The organism is Klebsiella sp. PCX, assembly GCF_021869705.1.
In the GTDB taxonomy this organism is placed as follows: Bacteria; Pseudomonadota; Gammaproteobacteria; order Enterobacterales; family Enterobacteriaceae; genus Klebsiella; species Klebsiella quasipneumoniae.
Map to the genome: position 1 here is coordinate 4855948 of NZ_CP091527.1, position 25589 is coordinate 4881536.

23 protein-coding genes and 1 riboswitch are annotated in these 25589 nt (G+C 56.2%); of the genes, 16 read left to right on the forward strand and 7 right to left on the reverse strand.

Annotation, left to right across the window (positions count from 1 at the left end; all coding sequences use genetic code 11):
• Complete coding sequence (arnB, locus tag GQR96_RS23320) at positions 1-1140, reverse strand: UDP-4-amino-4-deoxy-L-arabinose aminotransferase (RefSeq protein WP_004202075.1); 1140 nt, start codon at positions 1138-1140, stop codon at positions 1-3.
• Positions 1141-1536: 396 nt separating this feature from the next.
• Positions 1537-2043 (reverse strand): phenolic acid decarboxylase, encoded by a 507-nt coding sequence (locus GQR96_RS23325; RefSeq protein WP_012540376.1) that lies wholly within the window; start codon positions 2041-2043, stop codon positions 1537-1539.
• 97 nt (positions 2044-2140) lie between these two features.
• Between GQR96_RS23325 and GQR96_RS23330 the strand changes: the two genes are divergently transcribed.
• The 8 genes from GQR96_RS23330 to GQR96_RS23365 all read left to right on the forward strand — a co-directional run bounded on the left by GQR96_RS23330 (position 2141) and on the right by GQR96_RS23365 (position 9769).
• Positions 2141-3001 (forward strand): LysR family transcriptional regulator, encoded by an 861-nt coding sequence (locus GQR96_RS23330; RefSeq protein ID WP_017899988.1) that lies wholly within the window; start codon positions 2141-2143, stop codon positions 2999-3001.
• A gap of 137 nt (positions 3002-3138) precedes the next feature.
• Positions 3139-4707, forward strand: coding sequence for a nickel ABC transporter substrate-binding protein (nikA, locus tag GQR96_RS23335; protein ID WP_049116343.1), 1569 nt, complete (start codon positions 3139-3141; stop codon positions 4705-4707).
• Positions 4707-5651 (forward strand): nickel ABC transporter permease subunit NikB, encoded by a 945-nt coding sequence (gene nikB, locus GQR96_RS23340; protein ID WP_065903819.1) that lies wholly within the window; start codon positions 4707-4709, stop codon positions 5649-5651. The genes nikA and nikB overlap by 1 nt, the downstream gene beginning before the upstream one ends.
• Positions 5648-6481: a nickel ABC transporter permease subunit NikC gene (gene nikC / locus GQR96_RS23345; RefSeq protein WP_004202068.1), complete on the forward strand. Its 834-nt coding sequence runs from the start codon at positions 5648-5650 to the stop codon at positions 6479-6481. Before nikB ends, nikC begins: the two co-directional genes overlap by 4 nt.
• On the forward strand, positions 6481-7245 hold the full coding sequence (gene nikD / locus GQR96_RS23350; RefSeq protein ID WP_004202067.1) for a nickel import ATP-binding protein NikD: 765 nt from the start codon (positions 6481-6483) through the stop codon (positions 7243-7245). The genes nikC and nikD overlap by 1 nt, the downstream gene beginning before the upstream one ends.
• Positions 7242-8033 (forward strand): nickel import ATP-binding protein NikE, encoded by a 792-nt coding sequence (gene nikE, locus GQR96_RS23355; RefSeq protein ID WP_004202065.1) that lies wholly within the window; start codon positions 7242-7244, stop codon positions 8031-8033. The genes nikD and nikE overlap by 4 nt, the downstream gene beginning before the upstream one ends.
• A complete protein-coding gene (nikR, locus tag GQR96_RS23360) occupies positions 8021-8419 on the forward strand; it encodes a nickel-responsive transcriptional regulator NikR (protein WP_004202063.1) in 399 nt (132 codons plus the stop codon). The genes nikE and nikR overlap by 13 nt, the downstream gene beginning before the upstream one ends.
• Before the next feature lie 98 nt (positions 8420-8517).
• Positions 8518-8699: riboswitch (M-box (ykoK) riboswitch) on the forward strand.
• A gap of 56 nt (positions 8700-8755) precedes the next feature.
• Entirely contained in the window at positions 8756-9769 is a 1014-nt protein-coding gene (locus GQR96_RS23365; protein WP_065799832.1) for a magnesium transporter, read from the forward strand.
• Between the two features lie 34 nt (positions 9770-9803).
• Here GQR96_RS23365 and GQR96_RS23370 read toward each other — a convergent pair whose 3' ends face one another.
• Positions 9804-10079: a LysR family transcriptional regulator gene (locus tag GQR96_RS23370; protein ID WP_004204933.1), complete on the reverse strand. Its 276-nt coding sequence runs from the start codon at positions 10077-10079 to the stop codon at positions 9804-9806.
• A gap of 336 nt (positions 10080-10415) precedes the next feature.
• On the opposite strand from GQR96_RS23370, the gene GQR96_RS23375 reads away from it, so the two are divergent.
• The 5 genes from GQR96_RS23375 (at position 10416) to GQR96_RS23395 (ending at position 16738) form a co-directional block, all read left to right on the forward strand.
• Positions 10416-11369 carry a hydroxyacid dehydrogenase gene (locus GQR96_RS23375; RefSeq protein WP_004204934.1) on the forward strand — a complete coding sequence of 318 codons (954 nt, stop codon included), beginning with the start codon at positions 10416-10418 and terminating at the stop codon, positions 11367-11369.
• Between the two features lie 10 nt (positions 11370-11379).
• Positions 11380-12078: an RraA family protein gene (locus tag GQR96_RS23380; RefSeq protein WP_065903817.1), complete on the forward strand. Its 699-nt coding sequence runs from the start codon at positions 11380-11382 to the stop codon at positions 12076-12078.
• A 64-nt stretch (positions 12079-12142) separates the two neighbouring features.
• A complete protein-coding gene (locus GQR96_RS23385) occupies positions 12143-13537 on the forward strand; it encodes a DASS family sodium-coupled anion symporter (protein WP_025999215.1) in 1395 nt (464 codons plus the stop codon).
• Between the two features lie 12 nt (positions 13538-13549).
• Complete coding sequence (locus GQR96_RS23390) at positions 13550-14713, forward strand: metallo-dependent hydrolase (protein WP_065903814.1); 1164 nt, start codon at positions 13550-13552, stop codon at positions 14711-14713.
• 141 nt (positions 14714-14854) lie between these two features.
• Entirely contained in the window at positions 14855-16738 is a 1884-nt protein-coding gene (locus GQR96_RS23395) for a sigma 54-interacting transcriptional regulator (protein WP_065903812.1), read from the forward strand.
• A gap of 31 nt (positions 16739-16769) precedes the next feature.
• On the opposite strand, the gene GQR96_RS23400 is transcribed toward GQR96_RS23395, so the two are convergent.
• Positions 16770-17963 carry a BaiN/RdsA family NAD(P)/FAD-dependent oxidoreductase gene (locus GQR96_RS23400; RefSeq protein ID WP_064178577.1) on the reverse strand — a complete coding sequence of 398 codons (1194 nt, stop codon included), beginning with the start codon at positions 17961-17963 and terminating at the stop codon, positions 16770-16772.
• 229 nt (positions 17964-18192) lie between these two features.
• On the opposite strand from GQR96_RS23400, the gene pitA reads away from it, so the two are divergent.
• Positions 18193-19689: an inorganic phosphate transporter PitA gene (pitA, locus tag GQR96_RS23405; protein WP_004204940.1), complete on the forward strand. Its 1497-nt coding sequence runs from the start codon at positions 18193-18195 to the stop codon at positions 19687-19689.
• Between the two features lie 58 nt (positions 19690-19747).
• On the opposite strand, the gene uspB is transcribed toward pitA, so the two are convergent.
• Positions 19748-20083: a universal stress protein UspB gene (gene uspB, locus GQR96_RS23410; RefSeq protein ID WP_002921203.1), complete on the reverse strand. Its 336-nt coding sequence runs from the start codon at positions 20081-20083 to the stop codon at positions 19748-19750.
• 382 nt (positions 20084-20465) lie between these two features.
• On the opposite strand from uspB, the gene uspA reads away from it, so the two are divergent.
• Complete coding sequence (uspA, locus tag GQR96_RS23415; RefSeq protein ID WP_004145166.1) at positions 20466-20903, forward strand: universal stress protein UspA; 438 nt, start codon at positions 20466-20468, stop codon at positions 20901-20903.
• 255 nt (positions 20904-21158) lie between these two features.
• Positions 21159-22631: a dipeptide/tripeptide permease DtpB gene (gene dtpB / locus GQR96_RS23420; protein ID WP_004204941.1), complete on the forward strand. Its 1473-nt coding sequence runs from the start codon at positions 21159-21161 to the stop codon at positions 22629-22631.
• 145 nt (positions 22632-22776) lie between these two features.
• Here dtpB and rsmJ read toward each other — a convergent pair whose 3' ends face one another.
• Both rsmJ and prlC read right to left on the reverse strand, forming a co-directional pair.
• A complete protein-coding gene (rsmJ, locus tag GQR96_RS23425) occupies positions 22777-23529 on the reverse strand; it encodes a 16S rRNA (guanine(1516)-N(2))-methyltransferase RsmJ (RefSeq protein ID WP_004204942.1) in 753 nt (250 codons plus the stop codon).
• A gap of 7 nt (positions 23530-23536) precedes the next feature.
• Positions 23537-25579 carry an oligopeptidase A gene (prlC, locus tag GQR96_RS23430; RefSeq protein WP_049116793.1) on the reverse strand — a complete coding sequence of 681 codons (2043 nt, stop codon included), beginning with the start codon at positions 25577-25579 and terminating at the stop codon, positions 23537-23539.
• Positions 25580-25589: the final 10 nt, after the last annotated feature.

Genomic DNA, 25589 nt, shown 5'->3' on the forward strand with positions numbered 1-25589 from the left:
TCAACGTCCTGACAGCTGGCGCAGTGCGGAAATGACGCGAGTGACATCGTCATCGGTCATGTCCGGGAACAACGGGAGAGAACAGATGCGGGCGCTGTTCCATTCGGTATTCGGCAGGGAAACCTCCGGGAAGCGCTCGCGGTAATATTTTTGCGTATGGGCCGCACGGAAGTGCAGACCGGTGCCGATACCCATCGCCTTTAGCTTTTCCATCAACGCGTCGCGGCTGATGCCGCAGGCAGCCTCATCGACGCGGATGATAAACAGATGCCAGGCGTGCTGGTGATCCCAGGCCGGGACGGTCAGGGGCGTAAACGGCGTGTCCGCCAGTTCGCGCAGATAGCGCTGGGCAATTTCCGCCCGCCGCTGGTTGGCGTGAGGCAGTTTTTCCAGCTGGACCAGCGCCAGCGCGGCGTTGATGTCGGCAAGATTGTATTTAAAGCCCGGAGCGATCACCTCCGCCTGCGGCGCGCGGCCATGGGTCTGGCGGTCATAGGCGTCCACGCCAAGGCCATGGAATTTCAGGCTGCGGATACGGGAGGCCAGCTCGTCGTCGTCGGTGACAATCAGGCCGCCTTCAGCGCAGGTCATGTTTTTGATCGCGTGGAACGAGAAAATCGCGGTCCCCTGCCAGCCTACGTGGCGGCCCTTATAGTGGGTCCCCGCCGCATGGGCGGCGTCTTCGATCACCGGAATGCCATGGCGCTCGCCCACCGCGCGAATGGCGTCGATATCGGCTGGCGCCCCCGCGTAGTGCACAGGAATAATCGCTTTGGTACGCGAGGTGATCGCCGCTGCCACCGCCTCAGGGGTGATCATCAGATTGTCGTTATCGACATCGATCATTACCGGCGTGGCGCCCAGCAGGCAGATCATATTGAGAGTGGAGACCCAGGTCTGGGACGGTGTAATGACTTCATCGCCAGGGCCAATACCCAGCGCCATCAGGGTCACATGCATCCCGCCGGTCGCTGAACTGACGGCAATCGCGTGGCGGTTGCCGGTCAACTGGCAAAATGCCGCTTCAAGTGCCTGATTCTTCGGTCCGGTGGTGATCCAGCCCGACGTTAAAACTTCACGCAGGGCTGCCAGCTCTGCGTCGCCCATCGACGGGCGCGAAAAAGGCAAAAAATCGCTCATCATCATCCTGTTCTGTAGATGACCCACGCACAAACCTGGGTCGTTAGAATAAAATATCCTGCGCCTGCGGACTTAAACGAAATTAAAATGAAGTGAGTTCAGCGCGGCATTCCATTTCAGGGTATTTCGACCACTATTAATGTAGTCGACCTTGCTTAGGATAATATTAAGAAATTAATCTTTTCTCAGCATAGCCAAATAAATCATTAAAAAACAGAATGATAGGTTTTATTTATGGCAGAATTTTGACAAAAAAGCGTTCCTGTCTGGAAAAGCAAACAGGAACGCTATCGCGGAAAGTAAACGGGGGTTAAACCAGATAACAATTAATGACGCTGTCTTTGTCACGCTTGATGACAAAAAGTTAGCGCAGATCACAAAGTTATTTCTGCTTAATTACAAATTTGCAGGAAAATCAGCTGGCAATTCACTTGCCGGGCAATTAATAACCTCGTCATTATCCGCGCCACAGTCGCGAATGAAGGTGATAGTAGCAAACTCGTCAATCACTTCCGTCGGGTAGGCCGGGCCGGCATCGCGGTACGAATTCATCAGAGGAATGTGATCGTTCTGGAAGCAGACGGTTTTTTCCGGGTTATTCATGATCCAGCGCGGGAAGAAAATGGTGCCGTGGAACAGTTTATCGCCCAGGTTGACGATCAGGCTGACGTCGGTACCGGTCGGTTCGGTCCATGAGATTTTGTAGATACTTTCCCCCACCCGCACGATGTACGCTTCCTGATCTTTCACCCAGCGATTGCCGACGATGCCGCTGTGAATACGGTAGTCGAGGGTGTGGCCGTTTTTGACGTAAATTTCGTAGTTCCAGCCGTTGTCGTAGGTGTAGACCAGATGTTTACCGATAAAGCCGCTGAGGTCATGTTTGTCGAAAGTGCTCATCATTTATTCTCCTCTGTGTTGTTGAGGACAGCATACGTCTTTAAAAATTGAATGAATAACGCTATGTTTGGATTAAATACATCCAAATTTTAGATTGATTATGCACAAGACAACCCTGGAGCAGTGGGCGTTACTCGAAAAGGTAGTGGAATTGGGGAGCTTTGCCAGAGCGGCGGAGGAGACCAATCGCAGCCAGTCTTCGGTGAGCTATAACCTCGCGCTGCTGCAGGAGCGTTTAGGGGTAGCGCTGCTGGCGCCGTCCGGGCGGCGGGCGGTGCTGACCCCGGCCGGCGAACTGCTGCTGAATCAGGTCAAACCGCTGCTACAGGCCTTCGCCTACGTTGAGACGCATGCCGCCACTCTGCGCAACGGGGCGCGCACCCGTCTGGATCTGGTGGTCGACAGCATTTTCCCGCGCCAGCGGTTGTTCGCCATTTTGCGCCAGTTTCAGCAGCGTTATCCGCAGACGCAGGTCAGACTCACCGAAGTGCTGGAAAATATGGATGACGAGGGTGCGGCGCGAACGGAAGCCGATGTCATGGTTCTGACCCGCCGCCAGGATATTACCGGCCGCGGAGAGTGGCTGATGAATATTGATTTTATCGCCGTCGCCCACCGCGACCATCCTCTCGCCGCCCTCGACGGTCCGCTGGAGGATAGCGCGCTGGCGCCATGGCCGCTGGTGCGCATTGCCGACCAGACCGGCGATGGCCAGGCGACGCGTGACGCCTGGACTTTCTCCACCATTGACGCCGCCATTGATGCGGTGATGTATCAGGTCGGCTTCGGCTGGCTGCCGGAAGAGCGCATTCGTTCCCATCTCGATCAGGGCGTGCTGAAGCGGCTGCCCCTCAGCCATGGCGCGCGCCGCGCGACGCCGCTGCATCTGATCGTCAAGCGGGATCTGGCGCCGATCGACGAACAGGTGGCCACGCTGCTGGGGTTGTTCCGGGCGCCCTGAGGGGTAAAGCGGCGCCTGCCCCTGCGCATAATCATACGGATTACTTATACTTTTCGGCGCAATATTGATCCAGGTTACTCCGAAAGTATGATGAATCACTAAAATCGTCATACTTTCCTGTCGTTGAGATTGCCGTCTTGTCTATTTTCCGCCTCACTCTGCTGGCGCTGATCGCCTGCGTCCCTCTGCTGGCTCAGGCCGCGCAGCACTCGCTCACCACCGCCTGGCCGGTGAACGTCGGCCCGCTGAATCCGCATCTTTATACCCCCAACCAGATGTTTGCCCAAAGCATGGTCTATGAGCCGCTGGTGAAGTATCAGGCTGACGGCAGCGTGCAGCCCTGGCTGGCGACCCGCTGGCGTCACTCCGCCGATGGTAAAACCTGGTGGTTCACCCTGCGCGAGGATGTGACCTTCTCCAACGGCGAACCCTTTAACGCCCAGGCCGCAGCGGCGAATTTCCAGGCGGTGCTCGCCAACCGTCAACGCCACGCCTGGCTTGAGCTTGCCAATCAGATAACCGACGTGCGGGCGCTCAGCGCCAGCGAGCTGCAGATCACCCTGAAAAGCGCCTACGCCCCCTTGCTACAAGAGCTGGCCCTGCCCCGCCCGTTCCGCTTTATCGCCCCCTCGCAGTTTATCGATGGCGGCACCGCCAACGGCATCAAAGCCCCGATCGGCACCGGGCCGTGGCGACTGGCGAGCTCGCAGCTCAATCAGCGCGACGTGCTGGTACGCAACGAACAGTACTGGGGTAATAAACCCGCGCTGCAGCAAATCACCATCAAAGTGATCCCTGACGCCACCAGCCGCGCGGTGGCGTTCGAAACCGGGGAAATTGACATGCTCTACGGCGACGAAGGGCTGCTACCGCTGGATACCTTCGAACGCTTTCGTCATCACCCCTGCTACGTGGCTCGACTCTCCGCACCAACGGAGACGGTGATGCTGGCGCTGAACGCCAGCCAGGGCCCGACCCGGGAGCAGGCGGTTCGCGAGGCGCTCAACTACGCCGTCGACAAGCAGACCCTCGTCGATAGCGTGCTCTACGGCACCCAGCAGGTTGCCGACACCCTGTTTGCGCCCTCGGTCCCCTACGCCCCGCAGGATCTGACGCCGCGCCGTTACGATCCGGCAAAAGCCCGCGCCCTGCTGGCGCAGGCCGGCTGGCAGCAGCCGGAAGGCCAGCCCTGGCGACAAAAAGCCGGGCAAGCGCTGGCGATTGAGCTGGCGTTTATCGGCACCGACGCGCTGGCTAAATCGATGGCCGAAATTATTCAGGCCAATCTGCGGGAGGTCGGCGTCCGCGTCACCCTGGTGGGCGAGGAGGAGAGCAGCATCTATGCGCGCCAGCGCGAAGGCCGGTTCGGCATGATCTTCAATCGCACCTGGGGCGCCCCCTACGATCCGCATGCCTTTTTAAGCTCGATGCGCGTGCCCTCGCATGCCGATTATCAGGCCCAGCGCGGCCTGCCCGACAAAGCGCTGATTGATAAAGAGATTAGCGAGGTGCTGACCACCAGCGACGAGGCGCAGCGGAAACGGCTGTACCACGATGTGCTGACCCGTCTGCATCAGGACGCGGTGTACCTACCCATCAGCTATGTCTCGCTGATGTCGGTTGCGCGCCAGGAGGTCGGCGAGATCCCGTTCGCGCCGGTGACCACCGAGATCCCGTTCGACCAGATTAAACCGGTAACGCCATAATGCTACGCTATATTTTACGCCGCCTGCTGCTGCTGATCCCGCTGTTGCTCGCCGCCTCCGCCATCATCTTTCTGCTGCTGCGGCTCGGCACCGGCGACCCGGCGCTGGATTATCTGCGCCTGTCGAATCTGCCGCCCACGGAAGAGATGGTCGCCTCGACCCGCGAACTGCTGGGTCTCAACCAGCCGCTGGCGATGCAGTATCTGCACTGGCTGTGGCGGGCGCTGCACCTGGACTTCGGCCTCTCTTATGCCACCCGGCGGCCGGTGCTGGACGACCTGCTGCACTTCCTGCCGGCCACCCTGCTGCTTACCGGCGCGGCGCTGGCGCTGATCCTCGTCACCTCGCTGCCGCTGGGGATCTGGGCGGCGCGCCATCGCGATCGCCTGCCGGATTTTGCTGTACGGCTGATTGCCTTCCTCGGCGTGTCGATGCCGAACTTCTGGCTAGCCTTTCTGCTGGTGATGCTCTTTTCCGTGCATCTGCAGTGGCTCCCGGCGATGGGATACGGCGACTGGCAGCACCTGATATTGCCCGCCGTCTCCATCGCCTTTATGTCGCTGGCGATTAACGCCCGGCTGCTGCGCGCCAGCATGCTGGAGGTCTCCGGCCAGCGTCACGTGGTATGGGCGCGGCTGCGCGGGTTGAGCACGCGCCAGGTGGAGCGGCGGCATATCCTGCGCAACGCCACCCTGCCGGTGGTGACCGCCATGGGCATGCACATTGGTGAGCTGATCGGCGGCACGATGATTATCGAAAATATCTTTGCCTGGCCGGGGGTTGGCCGCTACGTGGTTTCCGCGATCTTCAATCGCGATTATCCAGTGATTCAGTGCTTTACCCTGATGATGGTCACGGTGTTCGTACTGGCTAACCTGGCGGTGGATGTGCTTAACGCGGCGCTCGACCCGCGCCTGCGCCGCCATGAGGAGGTGAGCGTATGAGATGGCTGCGAAACTTCCGCTGGCCGGTGAAACTGGCCCTGCTGGTTATCGCGCTGCTGGCGGTCATCGCCCTCGGCAGTGGCTGGTGGCTGCCCTGGGATCCGGCGGCGATTAACCTGCAGCAGCGGCTGCTGCCGCCAGGGGGAGCACACTGGCTGGGAACCGATCATCTTGGACGGGATATTTTCTCGCGCCTGCTGGCCGCCACCCGCGTCTCGCTGGGGGCGGTAATGGCCTGCCTGCTGCTGGTGCTGCTGATCGGTTTGGCGGTTGGCGGCAGCGCCGGGCTGCTGGGCGGCCGCGCCGACCGCGGCCTGATGCGCCTCGCCGAACTGTTTATGACCTTTCCGACCTCGATCCTGTCGTTCTTTATGGTGGGGGTGTTGGGTACCGGGCTGACCAACGTGATCCTCGCCATTGCGCTGTCGCACTGGGCCTGGTACGCCAGAATGGTGCGTAATCTGGTGGTCTCCCTGCGCCAGCGCGAATTTATCCTCGCCGCCCGCCTGAGCGGCGCCAGCCAGTGGCGGCTGTTCAGCGACCATCTGGCAGGGGCGGTGATCCCCTCGCTGCTGGTGCTCGCCTCACTGGATATCGGCCATATGATGCTTCACGTGGCCGGCATGTCGTTCCTTGGCCTCGGCGTCAGCGCGCCGACGGCGGAATGGGGGGTGATGATCAACGACGCCCGGCAGTATATCTGGACCCAGCCGCTGCAGATGGTCTGGCCGGGGCTGGCGCTGTTCATCAGCGTGATGGCCTTTAACCTGCTGGGCGACGCGCTGCGCGATCGCCTCGATCCTCACCTGATCGCGGAGCATAGCCACTGATGCCGCAGAAGATCCAACTGCAACAGATCGCCCTTGCCGCCGACCGCCCGCTGGTCAGCGACGTCTCGCTTACCCTGCGCCGCGGCCAGGTACTGGCGCTGCTCGGCAGCAGCGGCAGCGGGAAATCGCTCACCTGCGCCGCCGCGCTGGGCCTGCTGCCGCCCGGCGTCAACCAGACCGCCGGCCGGGTGTTGCTTGACGGCATGCCGGTGCACGGCGAACAGCTGCGCGGCGCGACTATCGCCACTATCATGCAGAACCCACGCAGCGCCTTTAATCCGCTGCATACCATGGCCGCCCACGCCCGGGAAACCTGCCGGGCGGCGGGCCGCGAAGCAAGTGACGCCGCCCTGCTGGCGGCAATGGAAGAGGTGGGTCTGGATAATCCGCGGGCGCTGCTGAAACGCTACCCCTTTGAGATGAGCGGCGGCATGCTGCAACGGATGATGGTCGCCCTCGCCCTGCTCAGCCGCGCGCCCTTTATCATCGCCGACGAACCGACCACCGACCTCGATGCCATCGCCCAGGCGCGGATCCTCAATCTGCTGGCAGATATCGTCGCCAGCCGCGGTCTGGGGCTGCTGCTGGTGACCCATGACATGGGCGTTGTGGCGCGGCTGGCGGATTACGTAGCGGTCATGGAGAACGGTCGCCTCGTTGAACAGTGCGATGTAAATACGCTGTTCAGCGCCCCACAGCACCCGCTGAGCCAACGCCTGTTGGCGGCGCATCTGGCGCTGTACGGACTGGAGAAAACAGCATGAATTTACTCAGCGTCACCGGGGTGAGCCACAATTACCCGCACCACGGCAGGGTCCTGCACGAGATCCAACTCGCCATCGCCCCCGGCGAAACGGTGGCCCTGCTCGGGCGCAGCGGCTGCGGCAAGAGCACCCTGGCGCGGATGCTGGTGGGCCTGGAAACGCCGCAGCACGGCGATATTGTCTGGCGCGGCACACCGCTGACCGCCCTGAAAGGCGAGGCCGTCGGCGCCTTCCGCCGCGATATTCAGCTGGTGTTTCAGGACGCCTTCAGCGCGGTGAATCCGCGCAAAACGGTGCGCGAGATCGTCAGCGAGCCGCTGCGCCATCTGTTGCGCTTGTCGCGCGAGGAACGCGCGCGCCAGGTGGAAGAGATGCTGCAGGCGGTCGACCTTTCCACGACGCTACTCGATAAACGCCCGTCGCAGCTCAGCGGCGGACAGCTGCAGCGCGTCTGCCTGGCTCGCGCCCTGGCAGTACGGCCGCAGCTGTTGATTCTGGATGAAGCGGTCTCGAATCTCGATCTGCTGCTGCAGGCGGAGATCATCGCCCTGCTGAAGCGCCTGCAGGCCCAGTTTGGCACCGCCTGCCTGTTCATCACTCACGACCTGCGGCTGGTGGAGCGCTTTTGCCAGCGGGTGCTGGTGATGGAGCACGGACGCATCGTCGAAACCGCAACGGTCAGTCTACCGCTGCGCCTGCGCTCCCCTGCCGGACAGGCGCTCCAGCAGGCGGTGCTGCCACCTTTTCCTGCCACTCTGCTTAACGAGGCCATGCCATGCAGCGCGTAACCCTGACTCTTGATGATGACCTGCTGGCCGCTCTCGATGCGCTCAGCGCCCGCCGCGGCTACCACAATCGTTCGGAGGCGGTACGCGATATTCTGCGAGACGCCCTCAACCAGGATCCCGCACCGTCGGAGCCGCGGCGCGGTTATGCCGTCCTGTCATATGTGTACGAGCATGAAAAACGCGAACTGGCGAGCCGGCTGGTGGCCACCCAGCATCATCATCACGATCTCTCCGTCGCCACGCTGCATGTGCATATCAGTCATGACGACTGCCTGGAGATTGCGGTGCTGAAGGGAGACATGGTCGAGATACAGCATTTTGCCGACGACGTGATTGCCCAGCGCGGCGTGCGCCATGGGCATTTGCAGTGTTTAGCGGATGATTAACGATTTGAAAATTCTTGGGTGGTTTATCAACAGTTGATAAACCACATAAATTATACGCTTTGTGAATTATCCCGCTTCGCCAATAATGGCGCTTCATTTAACGATCTCGTTATGGCGAGGCTCCTGCATAAATACAAGTTACCGCCCTGTTGGTATCGAGAGAGACCACTCAGGGAAATACAGGCTTCCATCGAATCAAGGTGTTGCCAAGGTAACTTCTGGCGGTCATGACCGTTCAGATACGTTATGCAGTGCTAAAACCAGGACGTAGGGATCTGCCTGCGCTAACCCTGTCTTGTTCGCCCCTATGAGTGATTTTTTATAGGGATTTTAATCATGTCTTCCATTCAACTCTGCGCCGCCCATCAGGCGACCTCTGGCTTCAACGGCGATGCCATCGCCCAGTACATGCGTACCGACTTTATTACGCTACAGGAACATCTCAGCGTCCATGAGGCGCGGGAGCACTTTATCTCGCAGCTCACCAGCGATGATATTCCCGGCCAGGTGTTTGTTGTCGCCGGTAAAAAGCTGCGCGGCAGCCTGTCGGTCAAAAAGCTACTGCAGGAAGGGGATGTCGGGCAGTCTATCCGCTACCTGATGGACAGCTGTCTGTTCCGCGTCAAACCTGACGATGAACGCCCGCAGGTCATTGCCGAGCTCAACGAGCGCGGCCTCGAGCTGGTTCCCGTCGTCGATAAAGGCGAGCTGGTCGGCTGCCTGATGGAAAAGGAGATCGCCCATCTGCTGGAGGATGACGTCACCGAGGACGCTCAGCTGCAGGGGGCGACGCTGCCGCTGGAAAAACCGTATCTGGACATCAGCCCCTGGACGCTGTGGAAGAAACGCTCGGTGTGGCTGCTGCTGCTGTTCGTGGCCGAAGCCTACACCAGCAGCGTGCTGCAGCATTTCGAAGAAGCCCTGGAATCGGCCATTGCGCTGGCCTTCTTTATTCCGTTGCTCATCGGCACCGGCGGCAACAGCGGAACGCAGATCACTTCGACGCTGGTGCGCTCGATGGCGCTGGGAGAAGTACGGCTGCGCGATATGGGGCGGGTGATCCGCAAAGAGGTGTCGACCTCGTTTCTGATTGCCTTAACGCTGGGGCTGGCGGGCTGCCTGCGCGCCTGGATGATGGGCATCGGCATGGAAATCACGCTGATCGTCAGCCTGACGCTGGTATGCATTACTCTGTGGAGCGCAGTTGTCTCGTCGGTCATTCCGATGGTGCTTAAACGGATCGGCATCGACCCGGCGGTGGTTTCCGCGCCGTTTATCGCCACGCTGATTGATGGCACCGGACTGATTATCTATTTCAAAATCGCCCAGTATTTTCTTGGGTTGAACTAACATCACGTAACAGCCCGGCCGATTTGCGCCGGGCTTATTCAACCAGGTTCTGGGCGCAACGAATCGTGGCGATAGCATTCAGGATACAAAGGATCTCTGGCGTGAGTTTGTAAAAAGCCTTTCCCTTTTCCGTTAATATTACCTTCCTGATATTTTTCCCTCGCACGATGAGATTAAAACCAATCTCGTTTTCCAGCGCACAAATACTGGTGGTAATGGACGCGGCATCGATACCAAAACGTTGTGCTGTATGATGAATATTCCCCGTTTGTACCATAACACTGAACATTTCAATCTGGGCATTATTCATAGTCAATACCCCCTTTTTATTTATTCATTCCGCCATCGTTTTAGTTAACCGCAAACAAAATGTCAATCACTGGCTGCCAATGCCCTGTCGAGCAACAATGTGAAATGCATAACACCGTTATTTAATTTTGCAATCCAGCCATTTCATAATGAAAAAAACCGACGATAACCCCTAATATAAATTTGTGATACTCATCAACATAAAAACAATTCACCATTAATTAACAAAATAAAAATCATTTTAATTTCAATATATTATAAAAATTATCACACTATAAATAAGTTGTGGCATAGGGCATGCATTTATCTCCACGTAAACAACACTGGAGAAATTGACATGACGTATAAAATTCTACTCCCGCAAGAGATCATGGCCGAAGGGAGAGAGTATCTGGAAAGCCGGGGTTATCAGCTAATTAATGGTTCCGGGATGGAAGAGGAAGATATCATCCGCGATATCGGCGACTGCGACGGTATCATCGTGCGCCTGTCAAAAATGTCCGACCGCGTTTTTGAAGCGGCTAAAAAGCTCAAAGTGGTGGCCCGCCATGGCGCAGGTTACGATACCGTAGATCTGGAGTCCGCCAAACGTCATGGCGTTGTGGTATTAAATGCCCCGATAGCCAACAGCATGTCAGTTGCGGAACTGACCATATTTTATATGCTGCACTGCTCACGTAATTTCAAGCTGGTCGAAGAAAAAATGCTTGAAGATTATTACTGGGCAAAACTGCGCACCCCGAAAGTTGAACTTGATGGTAAAACCCTGGGTTTAATTGGCGTAGGAAATATCGGCTCGCGCGTCGCGTTAAAAGCATTGCACGGCTTTAATATGAAAGTCATTGCCTATGATCCCTATAAAACGCAGCAGCAGATCCCCGAGGGTGTCGAACTGACTGACGATTTCGACCGAATTTTCAAAGAGAGTGATTTCGTTTCGCTGCACTGCCCAACAACAGCGGAAACCACCGACTTCGTCGGCGAAAAACAGTTCTCGATGATGAAGCCCAGCGCCTATTTCATTAATACCGCCCGCGGCAAACTCGTCGATGAGCGCGCACTTTATCACGCCTTAAGCCAGCAAATTATCGCCGGCGCCGGTGTTGATGTTTTGAAGAAAGAACCCTTCGATGCCAACGATCCTATTTTCGCGCTGAGCAATATCGTCATCGGCCCCCATATCGGTGCCGCCACTATCGAAGCAACCGACAGGGCGTCTCTTCATTCCGCCATCGGCATTGACGAAGTGTTATCGGGTAAAAAACCGTCCTGGCCGGTCCCAGGTTTTTAAGGAGCAAGAGATGACTATTGGTAACCGTGTATTTTTAAAACGTCCGGTGGGAAATATTGCCCTGCTGAAAGAATATGAGCACCTGCCGGCGGCAAATATTGCTGACACCATGAACCGTATCGCGGTATTAGGCAACGGCATCAAGCGTATTTCCTCACCCCAAAAACCGATTATGGCCGGCTTCGCCATTACGGTAAAAGCTCGCGCCGGCGACAATTTGATGCTCCATGCCGCCCTGGATATGGCGGGAGAAAATGACGTCATCGTGGTCTCCAACGAAGGGGATCGCTCGCGGGCATTGATGGGCGAAATCATGGTGGCGTATGCCCATCACATGAAGAAAATTGCCGGTATCGTGCTGGACGGGCCGATTCGCGATATCGACGCCCTATCGGTGCTTGATTTTCCGCTCTATGCCACAGGCTCGAATCCGGCAGGCCCTTTCAAAATGGGACCCGGGGAAGTGAATACCCCCATTGCCGTGGGCGGCGTCGCTGTCTGCCCTGGCGATTTAATTGTCGGCGATGCGGATGGCGTCATTGTCATCCCACTGAGCGATGCAGAAACGGTGCTGGATAAAGCGAAAGAGTACGCCGAATTCGACGCCAGCAAAGTGGACGCCGCCAAAAACGGTACCGCCAATCGTCAATGGGTTAAAAAATCGCTGGATGCAACGGGCGTCGAATTTATCGACGACACGTATCGTTAATTCGATTAAATAATATAAGCCACGGTGGTTTATCTGCCGTGGCCTTAAAGCAAAGGTAACAAAAATGCTTTATTTAAAACTCTTGCCGATTATCTTTTTCCCTGTTTTATTTTGGATAATACCGCATCCGGAAGGCGTTGCCGCCCCGACATGGCATATGGTTGGCATTTATCTGGCCATGCTCTGTGGCTTGGTTTTACGCCCGTTTACCGACGCGGTGATTATGCTGATTATTCTGGGATTCGCCTCTCTGGTACTCGACCCCGGTCCACTATTCGCTGGATTTGGCAGCCCGATGGTATGGTTTATTATCAGCGCTTTTATTATTTGCAAAGCGTTTGTCATTACCGGGTTAGGTAAACGCATTGCTTATCTGTTACTCAAACGCTACGGCAAAAATACCCTGACGCTCGGCTATCTGATGATGGTCACCGATACCGTACTGGCCCCGGCGACCGGTTCAAACATGTCGCGTTCGGGAGGGATCACCTACCCCATTTTCAGGAATATCGCCGAAGCGCTTGGCTCGAAGCCCGACGACGGTAGCCGCAAAATCGGTGCCTATCTGACTATCCTGATGTACGTCGTCTCGATGGGGACCTCCAGCCTGTTCCTGACCGGGATGGCCACCAACTCGATCACCGTTTCATTAGCCAATGAAATTATGAAGGTCAATCTTGAGTGGATGACCTGGTTTAAAGCCGCCGTTGTCCCGGCGGGACTGGTGCTCATTCTGGCGCCCTGGATCCTGTATAAAATCTATGCCCCGGAACTCAAAGTTATTGAGAACGTGAACGAAATTGCGGAAAAAGGCCTCAATGAATTAGGCCCGGTCAAACGCGAAGAGAAGCTGTTGATCGTGTTCTTTATTCTCGGCGTGTTAGGCTGGATGACCGGGTCTATCACCGGTATTGCCTTTATTCCGGTAGGGCTCGCCTTCCTCGCCTGTCTGCTGCTTTTCGGCGTCCTGAGCTGGAATGACGTGGTCAGCGAAAAATCAGCCTGGCAGACCTTTGTCTGGTACGGCGCCTTCTACGGTTGCGCGGTGGCGCTGTCAAAAGGGGGCTTCTATGTTTACCTGGTCGACGTGATTAAAAATTATCTCGATCTCTCGCATTTGAGTGAAATCAGCGCGATTGCCGTGCTGGTGTTTATCAGCCTTGCGGTCCGCTATTTCTTCGTCTCAAACAGCGCCTTTGTGGTCTCTTTCTATCCGGTACTTTTTACCCTGGGTATGACCACGCAGGCACATCCGATGTACGTCGCGCTCTCCCTGGCCTTCTCCGCAGGCTATGGCGCTTTATTGACCCACTATGGCAATGGGGCTGGTGTATTTACGTTCTCCAGCGGCTACGTGCCACAGAAAACCTTCTGGATGCTCGGCACCATTATGGTTGTGGTGAACGTGTTAATCTTCTTCTTTATCGGTATTCCTTACTGGAAGCTTATCGGCATCTGACAGGAGCATAAAATGAAACTGGATATAGTCATTAAAAACGGCCAGATCGCCGATATTGAAAACCGTACTTATATCAACGCCGATATTGGTATTAAGGGTAACCGCATCGTTGATATTTCTCATCATAGCGACCTGCAGGCTGAAACCGTTATTGATGCGTCGGGCTGTATCATTCTTCCCGGCCTCATCGATTTTCATGGCCATGTTTTCCATGGCGGAACGGCGATTAGCGTTAACCCTGATATCGTCTGTTTACCAAACGGCGTCACCAGCATGGTCGATGCCGGGAGCAGCGGATGGGTCAACTATTCGCTATTTCGTAATAGCGTGATCCATCCGGCGATGGTGAAAATTAAGAGCTATTTAAACGTGGTCAATGTTGGCCTCTCCACCCTCGGTGGCGGGCCCACCGGCTACCTTGAAAATACCAATCCGGCCAATTACAACGAGGAAAAAATTGCCCAGACGCTGAATGACAATAGAGACAACATCCTGGGTTTGAAATTACGCTATAGCCAGGATATCGCCCGAGGCAAACAGTATGCCAGCGATCCGCTGTTAGCCACGGTCGCCCTCGTACGCAAACTGGAAACCTCGATTTGCGTGCATGTCACCGACTCCCTGTTGTGCGCCGATGAACTGATCCGCTATTTTGAAGAGGGTGACATCTATGCACACTGTTTCCACGGTACCGGTCATTCTATTCTCAACGAACAAGGGCAGGTGTATGCCGCCATCAAAGAAGCACAGTCCAGGGGGGTGATCTTCGATTGTTCAAACGGTGTCGCCCACTTTGATTTCAAGGTGGCGCAATCGGCGATGGAGCAGGGATTCTACCCTGATATCATCAGTACCGATTTAACCCTGCGCAATAGCTTGCGTACTGATAAGGTCTATAGCCTGCTGCATGTGATGTCGAAATATCTCAATATGGGCATGCCGTTCTTTGACGTTATCCGCGCCGTGACCGCCACGCCGGCTCGCCTGATGAAAATGCAGGGGCAGATTGGTACCCTGGCGGCAAACGCTATTGCCGATATTTCCATTGTGAAATTACGCAAAGATAAGATCACCTTTGAAGATACCCGGGGAAAAACCCTGGAGGGTGATTGCTACCTCGATAACTGCGCCACTATCTGTAACGGACAGATTGTTTATCGCCGTCTGCGTTTCTAATTCGCAAGCCACCAGCCATACGCCTTTCCAGGCGTATGGCTGGTATGATAAAACCCCTCTTCTATGACCTTCGTCATTATTTATCTGCGCCTTAAAATTATAATGATTTTAGCCAATCCTGAGCCGATAAGTGAATAATGTATGAAGAATAATGAAATTGTCATCTTCTCAGTTTCCAGCACCATTACCCAACGGATAATGAATGTTCTTATTGAGCGTAAACTGGAAATCCCCGTCTATGAATTTCGTTATTCTGACGTTCTCAACAAAGCTAATGAAATGATCCAGTCCGGCACCAGAATCATTATTAGCCGGGGCGGCACTGCGGCCCTGCTTCGCAATAACATCCCTATTCCGGTTATCGAAATTGCCCATGATTTTCATGGCGTATACCGCATCCTGCAGGAAGCCAAGAATAAATCACAGAAAATTGCCGCCATTGGTTTCCCTCAGTTTTGCCGGGCGCTGCGGCATTACCAAAGCATGACCAACGACGAGTTTAAAATCTGCCAGGTCTACAATCACCATGACATTGAAAATGTTATAAAAAATCTGTCAGAAAATGGTTATCATATGGTCATTGGTGGTTTGACTGTCGCCGAAATGGCCAAGAAATACAATCTCAACGTTATTGAAGGCGACGCCGACAATAATTCCATTGAACAAGCCATTAATGAAGCTCATGGCTTACTAAAATATATTAATCGGGAAAATTTAAAGTTAGTCATGAGCCATGCGGCATTGAATCAATCACGCGAAGGCATTATGTGTGTTGATCAACTGGGTGAAATCATTAATATCAATGCTATCGGCATGACCTTATTTCAATGTCAGGTGGGTGACAAAATCTTTAAAAAAGAAGCTTTTAAAGATATCTATGCCAGCATGATTAATGAGTCCAACATCAAAGAGCAAACTATTGAAATTAATGGCACACTTGTTTGTATCTCAGTCCGTCATTTTTCCAATCGCCAAAACACCTATGCCATTATCACTGGCTTAAGCCAGGAAAGCACACTCTGGCAGCAGACTAACAGTAAAAAAAGTAAATTACGCGGCTATGCCACCAGCTATTCTTTTGACAATATTATTACGCAATCGCCGATCATGCATCAGGTGATACAAAAAGCCAGGCTGTGCGCTCAGCATGATCTTCCGGTCCATCTCTTAGGGGATACCGGCACGGGGAAGGAACTGTTTGCTCAGAGTATTCATCACGTCAGCGCCCGCAGCCATGGTCCTTTTATCGCCATCAACTGCGCGGCTATTCCGGAGAGCCTGCTGGAAAGTGAACTTTTCGGTTATGCCGAAGGCGCATTTACCAATGCGCGGAAGGGAGGCAAACCAGGGGTCTTTGAAATGGCCACTAACGGAACGGTATTTATCGATGAGATCAGTGAGGCCCCGCTGTCGGTCCAGGTGAAGCTGCTGCGCGTATTGCAGGAGAAGCAATTTTCCCGTCTTGGTGGCGACAGCCTGCTCTCAGCCGATTTTCGCCTGATCACCGCCAGCAATAAAGATCTGGGTCAGCTCATCGCCAGCGAGGAGTTCCGCCAGGATCTCTATTACCGAATCAATATCCTTGAACTGCAGCTCCCGCCATTACGCGAAAGACCTGAAGATATTATGGTGCTGATTCACCATCTTCTGCAGCAACAGAACAAGCACCTCACCTTTACCCCGGATGCCGTGAACTGCTTACAGAACTATGACTGGCCAGGCAATATCCGTGAGCTGCAGGCGGTCATTTATCGCCTCATCGTCTTGCTGGAGGGTGATACGGTGGATAAAGCGGTATTGCAGCAGATCAGTCACCTCTCATCGCCCTGTCACCAGGGCGTGTCTCTTGTGACTGACCTCGCGGTGGTCGCGGATGAGAGCGATCTGCTAAAAAAACAGGAGAAACAGCTGATCGCGAGCGTGATTGAAAAAACGGATGGCGACAGAACCAAAGCCTCGGCCATCCTCGGCATCAGTCCTACCACCCTGTGGCGTAAACTGAAGCAACATAACATCAGCGGATAAACCGAACCTGTCCGCCGGAATAAAACCGCCGTTACCCTTCCACCAGCGCCAGCGCGCAGGCCCAGGCGCTTGACCACGCCCACTGGAAGTTATAGCCGCCGAGCCAGCCGGTGACGTCCATCACTTCGCCGATAAAGTAGAGACCCGGCGCCTTACGCGCCTCCATGGTACGCGACGAGAGCTCATTGGTGTCCACGCCGCCGAGGGTCACTTCCGCCGTCCGGTAGCCTTCGGTGCCGTTCGGCTGCACGCGCCAGGCGGTCAGCGTCTCCACCAGCGCTTGCTGATCGCGAACGTTCAGCTGCTTCAGCGTGACATCAGGAATTTGCCCCAGCTGCTGCAGACACTCCACCAGCCGCTTCGGCAACTGCATCGCGAGGGTGTTTTTCAGGCTCTGGTTGGGATGCGCGCCGCGCTGCTCGTTAAGGAATTCCTCAAGATTGCAGTCCGGCAGCAGATTCACGGTGACGAACTCACCGGGCTGCCAGTAGCTGGAAATTTGCAGCACCGCCGGTCCGGAAAGGCCGCGATGGGTGAACAGCAGATTTTCGCGGAACAGGGTGCCGTTCTCGGCGGTGATGGTCGACGGCACCGAGACGCCGGAGAGAACCTGGAGCTGCTCAAGCAGCGGCTTGTGCAGGGTAAACGGCACCAGACCCGCACGGGTCGGCAGCACCTTCAGGCCGAACTGTTCGGCGATTTTATAGCCAAACGGCGAGGCGCCGAGGCCCGGCATCGACAAGCCGCCGGAGGCGATCACCAGCTTTTTGGTCGCCAGCGTTTCGCCGTTCACCTGAAGCCGATAGCCTTGCTCGTCGCGCTCCACGCTGAGAATTTCGCTGCGCAGGCGGATCTGCACGCCGCCCTTTTCGCATTCCGCCAGCAACAGAGTGACGATCTGTTCCGCCGAATCATCGCAAAACAGCTGACCGAGGGTTTTCTCATGCCAGGCGATGCCATATTTGCCGACCAGCTCGATAAAGTCCCACTGGGTGTAGCGCGCCAGGGCTGATTTGCAAAAATGCGGGTTTTGGCTCAAATAGGCCGCCGGCTCGACATACATATTGGTAAAGTTGCAGCGGCCGCCGCCGGACATCAGAATTTTTCGCCCCGGCTTTTTGCCGTTGTCGAGCAGCAGGACGCGACAGCCGAGCTGCCCCGCCTGCGCTGCGCAAAACATTCCCGCCGCTCCGGCGCCAACGACAATGGCATCAAACCTTTCCACACCGCATTCCTCGTTCCCCAATTGTCGGGTTTTGTAAATATTTCACTCTGGTCACACCAGCGGGAAAAATCCCGCATTAGATACATCATTGAAAGATATAGGATTACTCCCAACAGGGTAAAACCTAAACAGGAAGAAAATCAAAAAAAGTCTATATTTCACTTTGCCCGCGCCGCTAAAGTCACTGATAATGCGCCGCGTTCATGTCCTCAAAATGGCGTAACGTCCTATGCTACATTTATTTGCCGGTCTGGATTTACATACCGGACTATTATTATTGCTTGCTTTAGCTTTTGTACTGTTTTACGAAGCGATTAACGGTTTCCATGATACCGCAAACGCGGTGGCTACGGTTATCTACACTCGCGCTATGCGCTCACAGCTCGCTGTGGCGATGGCGGCGCTCTTCAACTTCTTCGGCGTTCTGCTGGGCGGTCTCAGCGTAGCCTATGCCATCGTGCATATGCTGCCGACCGATCTGCTGCTTAACATGGGTTCCGCGCATGGCCTCGCCATGGTGTTCTCTATGCTGCTGGCGGCGATCATCTGGAACCTCGGGACCTGGTACTTCGGTCTTCCGGCATCCAGTTCTCATACCCTGATTGGCGCCATCATCGGTATTGGTTTAACCAATGCGCTGATGACAGGCACCTCCGTGGTTGATGCGTTGAATATCCCGAAAGTCATCGGCATTTTTGGTTCGCTTATCATCTCGCCTATCGTTGGTCTGGTGATTGCGGGCGGCCTGATTTTCCTGCTGCGCCGCTACTGGAGCGGCACCAAAAAACGGGCGCGTATCCACCTGACTCCGGCGGAGCGTGAAAAGAAAGACGGCAAGAAAAAGCCGCCGTTCTGGACCCGTATCGCCCTGATCCTGTCCGCTATCGGCGTGTCGTTCTCTCACGGCGCTAACGATGGACAGAAAGGCATTGGTCTGGTGATGCTGGTCCTGATCGGCGTCGCCCCGGCGGGCTTCGTGGTGAATATGAACGCCTCCGGTTACGAAATCACCCGTACCCGCGATGCGGTCAACAATGTGGAAACTTTCTTCCAGCAGCGCCCTGACCTGCTGAAGAAAGCCACCGGCGTTGACCAGCTGGTTCCCTCTCCGGACACCAATACCGCGGCCAACGGCGAGTTTCATTGCCATCCGGCGAACACCATCAACGCCCTTGACCGCGTGAAGACCATGCTGACCGGCGTTGAGAACTACGAGTCGCTAAAACCGGAACAGCGCGGCCAGCTGCGTCGCATCATGCTCTGCATCTCAGACACTACCGACAAAGTGGCGAAACTGCCGGACGTGAGCGCTGACGACCAGCGTCTGCTGAAGAAACTGAAAACCGATATGCTGAGCACCATCGAGTACGCGCCAATCTGGATTATCATGGCGGTCGCGCTGGCGCTGGGTATTGGTACCATGATCGGCTGGCGCCGCGTGGCGACCACCATCGGTGAGAAGATCGGTAAGAAGGGCATGACCTACGCCCAGGGGATGTCGGCGCAGATGACCGCAGCGGTCTCAATCGGTCTGGCGAGCTACACCGGAATGCCAGTTTCCACCACCCACGTGCTCTCCTCCTCGGTAGCGGGGACGATGCTGGTGGATGGCGGTGGTCTGCAGAAAAAGACGGTAACCAGCATTCTGATGGCCTGGGTACTGACCCTGCCGGCAGCGATTATCCTTTCAGGCGTCCTTTACTGGCTCTCCCTGAAGCTGATTTAAGCGTTATTCGTTCAAAACGGGCCAGCTTGCTGGCCCGTTTTTTATTCTGAAAATATCGTTAGTGCCAGATCATCAGCGCAATCAGGCTCACCACCACCAGGCCGCACAGGGCGCTGGTCAGAATAAACTGGCGACGAACACGTTCGCAGCGACGAATAAATTCATCGTCATGATGGTCACGGTAGCGCTGGGCATAGATATACCAGACCAGCCGCATCTGTTTGCTGGGCTGCCCGTGCGAGGTAAAAAAGCCGCCGCCATCGACGTACTGATAGAGCAAGGGATCGCAACCACGTAGCACAACCAATAATGCACGCAACGATGAGAAGTAGCGTGCCATATTCACCACACAAACGACACACAGGGCCCAAAACAGCGCAATAGTGCTGATCATACCTCCTCCCCGGCGACCCGCCCACGGAGAAATCCTCCGCGGCTACCGCTCCCCAAATAACCGACGACAATACCGTAAAGAGTGCGATTCCGATCACATTTATTTTTCCGACCGGCTCATTAAATAGTGTAGGAGATCCATTAATTTTTTTACCACAAGGTTATTCGTTATCAATACGTAAGACGGATAAATTTGTTTAGCTTTTAGGTGAACCCAGTGCATTGACGGAGTGCGGGGGGCGCTATAAGGTAAGAAATATCTTCTACAATGAAGTCCTTAAAGGCTACCCTCCCGCGAATGTAGCACGCAGGACGCGGGCGAAACGGCAGCGCCAGCTGTCAGGTCCAATGGTCATCGACAAACTTATGGAAGGAGTAACACTATGGCTTACAAACATATTCTGATTGCAGTAGACCTGTCCCCGGAAAGTAAAGTACTGGTTGAAAAAGCCGTTTCTATGGCCCGGCCTTATAACGCGAAAGTCTCCCTGATCCACGTGGATGTAAATTACTCCGACCTCTACACCGGGCTGATTGACGTGAACCTCGGCGATATGCAAAAACGCATCTCCGAAGAGACCCATCACGCGCTGACCGAGCTCTCGACCAACGCCGGCTACCCGATCACCGAGACCCTGAGCGGCAGCGGCGACCTGGGCCAGGTGCTGGTCGATGCGATTAAAAAATATGATATGGACCTGGTGGTCTGCGGCCACCATCAGGACTTCTGGAGCAAGCTGATGTCCTCTGCCCGTCAGCTGATCAACACCGTCCATGTCGACATGCTGATCGTCCCGCTGCGCGACGAAGAAGACGAATAACCCTCCCGTTGTGTCATGCCAGACGCCCGCCGCTGCGGGCGTTTTTATTTTCGCTTCCGCCCCGCCAGACAACAGAGCTTAAATCCATAAAAAAGCCATTCCATTAGTGTGATCAGCCAGTTATTCACTAAAACATCTATATAATAATCTACTCATTAAGCCAATAACCGCAGCATGGCGAGTTATCAGACATTTTCGGCGCGTTCTGGCATACGCGTTCATACTTTTTGGGAAAGTAATACAAGGCGAAGGAATATGAATACAACTGCACCTACGGGTTTGCTGCAGCAACCTCGTCCGTTCTTCATGATCTTCTTTGTGGAGCTCTGGGAACGTTTTGGCTATTACGGCGTTCAGGGGATCCTGGCGGTCTTCTTTGTTAAACAGTTGGGCTTCTCTCAGGAACAGGCCTTTATCACCTTCGGCGCCTTCGCGGCGCTGGTTTACGGGCTGATCTCGATCGGCGGCTACGTGGGCGACCATCTTCTGGGGACCAAACGTACCCTGGTGCTCGGCGCGGTTGTGCTGGCTATCGGCTACTTTATGACCGGGATGTCGCTGCTGAAACCGCAGCTGATCTTTATCGCCCTCGGCACCATCGCCGTCGGCAACGGTTTGTTTAAAGCCAACCCGGCGAGCCTGCTGTCAAAATGCTATCCGCCGAAGGATGCCCGTCTCGACGGGGCGTTCACCCTGTTTTATATGTCGATAAACATCGGTTCGCTGCTGTCGCTGTCGCTGGCGCCGGTGATCGCGGAAAAGTTTGGCTACGCGGTGACCTATAACCTGTGCGGCGCGGGGCTGATTATCGCGCTGCTGGTCTACTTCGCCTGCCGCGGGATGGTAAAAGATATTGGCTCCGAGCCCGATCACCGCCCCCTCAGCCTGCGCAATCTGGCGCTGGTGCTGGCCGGTACGGTGGTAATGATTTTTCTCTGCGCCTGGCTGATGCATAACGTGATGATCGCCAACCTGGTGCTGATTGTCCTGTCGGTCGTGGTCATTGCGTTCTTTTTCCGCGAGGCGTTTCGCCTTGATAAAACCGGGCGCAACAAAATGTTCGTCGCCTTTATCCTGATGATCGAGGCGGTGCTGTTTTACATTCTCTACGCCCAGATGCCGACCTCGCTGAACTTCTTCGCCATCAACAACGTCCATCATCAGATCCTGGGTTTTACCATCAACCCGGTCAGCTTCCAGGCGCTGAACCCCTTCTGGGTGGTGGTAGCCAGCCCGGTGCTGGCGGCGATTTACACCCATCTCGGTCATAAGGGTAAAGACCTGACCATGCCGGTGAAATTTACCCTCGGGATGTTCCTCTGCGCGCTGGGCTTCCTGACCGCCGCGGCCGCCGGGATGTGGTTCGCCGACGCCCAGGGATTAACCTCGCCGTGGTTTATTGTGCTGGTTTATCTGTTCCAGAGCCTGGGCGAGCTGCTGATCAGCGCCCTGGGGCTGGCGATGGTCGCCGCGCTGGTGCCGCAGCATCTGATGGGCTTTATTCTGGGGATGTGGTTCCTGACCCAGGCCGCCGCGTTCCTGCTCGGCGGCTATGTGGCGACCTTCACCGCGGTGCCGGAAAATATCACCGACCCGCTGCAGACGCTGCCGGTTTACACCAGCGTGTTCAGTAAAATTGGCCTGGTGACCCTGGGGGTCACGGTGGTGATGGCGCTAATGGTGCCTTGGCTGAACCGGATGATTAATACCCCGGCCAGCGCCGAGTAACCGTTTAAGATGGCCGACCCGCACTGGCGCCGTTTGTTTAAATATTACGGTTCCCGGCTTGCGCTACGCTGAGCCGGGCTACAATGAGGTAGCCCGGATAAGGCGCGTTGCGCCGCTATCCGGGAGATACCACCACGGGGTAATATTACTCCGGCGTGCCGGCGTAAATATCAAACCGATGCCCTTTGGTCACCACCGCGTTCGGCGTGGCGACTTCCGCCAGCGGCGGCGCGTAATCCGGGCGCTTTACCACCACCCGTTTGGTCGCCAGCTGGCGCGCCGGGGCCAGCAGGCCATCGGCGTCTAAATCAGGCCCCACCAGCGACTGAAAAACGCGCATCTCTTTCTTCACCAGCGCGCTTTTCTGCTTATGCGGGAACATCGGGTCGAGGTAGACCACCTGCGGACGCGGGGTGATATCGGTCAGCGCCGTCAGGCTGGAGGCGTGGATCAGCTGCAGCCGCTCCTGCAGCCAGCCGCCGATTTCCGCATCGGCATAGCCGCGGGCCAGACCATCGTCGAGCAGCGCGGCGACCACCGGATTGCGCTCCAGCATCCGCACGCGGCAGCCGACCGACGCCAGCACGAAGGCATCGCGCCCCAGGCCGGCGGTGGCGTCAACCACATCCGGCAGATAATCGCCTTTAATGCCCACCGCTTTGGCTACCGCTTCACCGCGGCCGCCGCCAAACTTGCGCCGGTGGGCCATCGCCCCGCCGACGAAATCGACGAAGATACCGCCAAGCTTAGGCTCATCGCGCTTACGCAGCTCCAGATGCTCAGCGGTCAACACCAGCGCCATTAGGTTATCGTCATCCTGCTCCAGCCCCCAGCGGGCGGCTAAAACAGATAAGGCGCCGTCTCCGGCGCCCGTTTCATCAATTAAGCAGATCTTCACGTAGCAATCAGCCTTTGATCCCGTAATGCTCAAGCATCGCATCCAGCTGCGGCTCGCGCCCGCGGAAGCGTTTGAACAGCTCCATCGGCTCTTCGGAACCGCCGCGGCTCAGGATATTGTCGAGGAACGACTGACCGGTTTCACGGTTGAAAATCCCCTCTTCTTCGAAGCGTGAGAAGGCGTCTGCCGCCAGCACGTCGGCCCACAGGTAGCTGTAGTAACCTGCCGCATAGCCGCCGGCGAAGATGTGGCTGAAGGCGTGCGGGAAGCGGCCCCAGGTCGGCCCCGGCACCACGGCGACCTGCTTTTTAATCTCGGCCAGGGTCTCAAGGATTTTCGCTCCCTGCTCCGGTTTGTACTCCGCATGCAGGCGGAAATCGAACAGGCCGAACTCCAGCTGGCGCAGAATAAACATCGCCGCCTGGTAGTTTTTCGCCGCCAGCATTTTCTCCAGCAGCGCCTGCGGCAGCGGTTCACCGGTTTCATAATGACCGGAGATAAAGGCCAGCGCTTCCGGCTCCCAGCACCAGTTTTCCATAAACTGGCTCGGCAGCTCGACCGCGTCCCACGGCACCCCGCTGATGCCGGAAACCCCGGCGGTATCGATGCGGGTCAGCATGTGGTGCAGACCGTGGCCGAACTCGTGGAACAGGGTGATCACTTCGTCGTGGGTGAACAGCGCCGGTTTGCCGTTGACCGGACGGTTGAAGTTACAGGTCAGGTAGGCGACCGGTTTCTGCAGGGAGCCATCCAGCTTACGCATCTGGCCGACGCAGTCGTCCATCCACGCGCCGCCGCGCTTGTGCTCGCGGGCATACAGGTCGAGATAGAAGCTGCCGCGCAGCTCGTTGTGTTCGTCATACAGCTCGAAGAAGCGCACTTCCGGATGCCACACATCGACATCGGTACGCTCTTTGGCGGTAATACCGTAAATGCGCTTCACCACTTCGAACAGACCGTTAACGGCTTTGTTTTCCGGGAAATAGGGGCGCAGCTGCTCATCGCTGATGCTGTAGAGATGCTGTTTCTGTTTTTCGCTGTAGTAAGCGATGTCCCACGGCTGCAGCTCTTCGACGCCGAACTCGGCTTTAGCGAAAGCGCGCAGCTGGGCCAGCTCTTTTTCGCCCTGCGGACGGGCGCGTTTTGCCAGGTCGGTGAGGAAGTCGAGCACCTGCTGCGGATCCTCCGCCATTTTGGTGGCGAGGGATTTAAAGGCGTAGCTGTCAAAGCCCAGCAGCTGCGCCAGCTCGTGGCGCAGAGCGAGGATCTCCGCCATCACCGGGCTGTTATCCCATTTCCCGGCGTTCGGCCCCTGATCGGAGGCGCGGGTGGAATAGGCGCGGTACATCTCTTCGCGCAGCGCCTGATTGTCGCAGTAGGTCATCACCGGCAGGTAGCTCGGGATATCCAGCGTCAGCAGATACCCTTCCTGCTCTTTGGCCTGGGCCTGCGCCTGAGCGGCGGCCAGCGCGCTTTCCGGCATACCGGCCAGATCGGCGACGTCGGTCACCAGCTTGTTCCAGCCCATGGTGGCGTCAAGAACGTTGTTGCTGTACTGGTTGCCCAGCTCAGAGAGGCGCGCGGCGATTTCACCGTAGCGTTTCTGTGCCTCCGGCGGCAGGCCAATACCGGATAATTCGAAATCGCGCAGCGCGTTATCAACCGCTTTTTTCTGCGCGGTATTCAGCGTGGCGTAGTTATCGCCATCGCGCAGGTCGCGGTAGGCTTTATACAGGCCTTCATGCTGGCCGACCCAGGTGCTGTACTCGGAGAGCAGCGGCAGCGTCTGTTCGTAGGCCTCGCGCAGTTCCGGGCTGTTTTTTACCGAATTGAGATGGCTGACAGGCGAGAAGATGCGTCCCAGCACATCGTCCACTTCCGCCAGCGGCTGGCAAAGATTTTCCCAGCTATACGGCGCGCCGTGCGCCACCGCGCTTTCCACTGCGGCCCGGCAATCCTCCAGCGCTTTGGTGACCGCGGGGACCACGTGCTCTGGTTTGATCGCAGAAAAAGGCGGCAGGGAAAAAGGCGTCAGTAATGGATTGGTCATATGCGCTGTC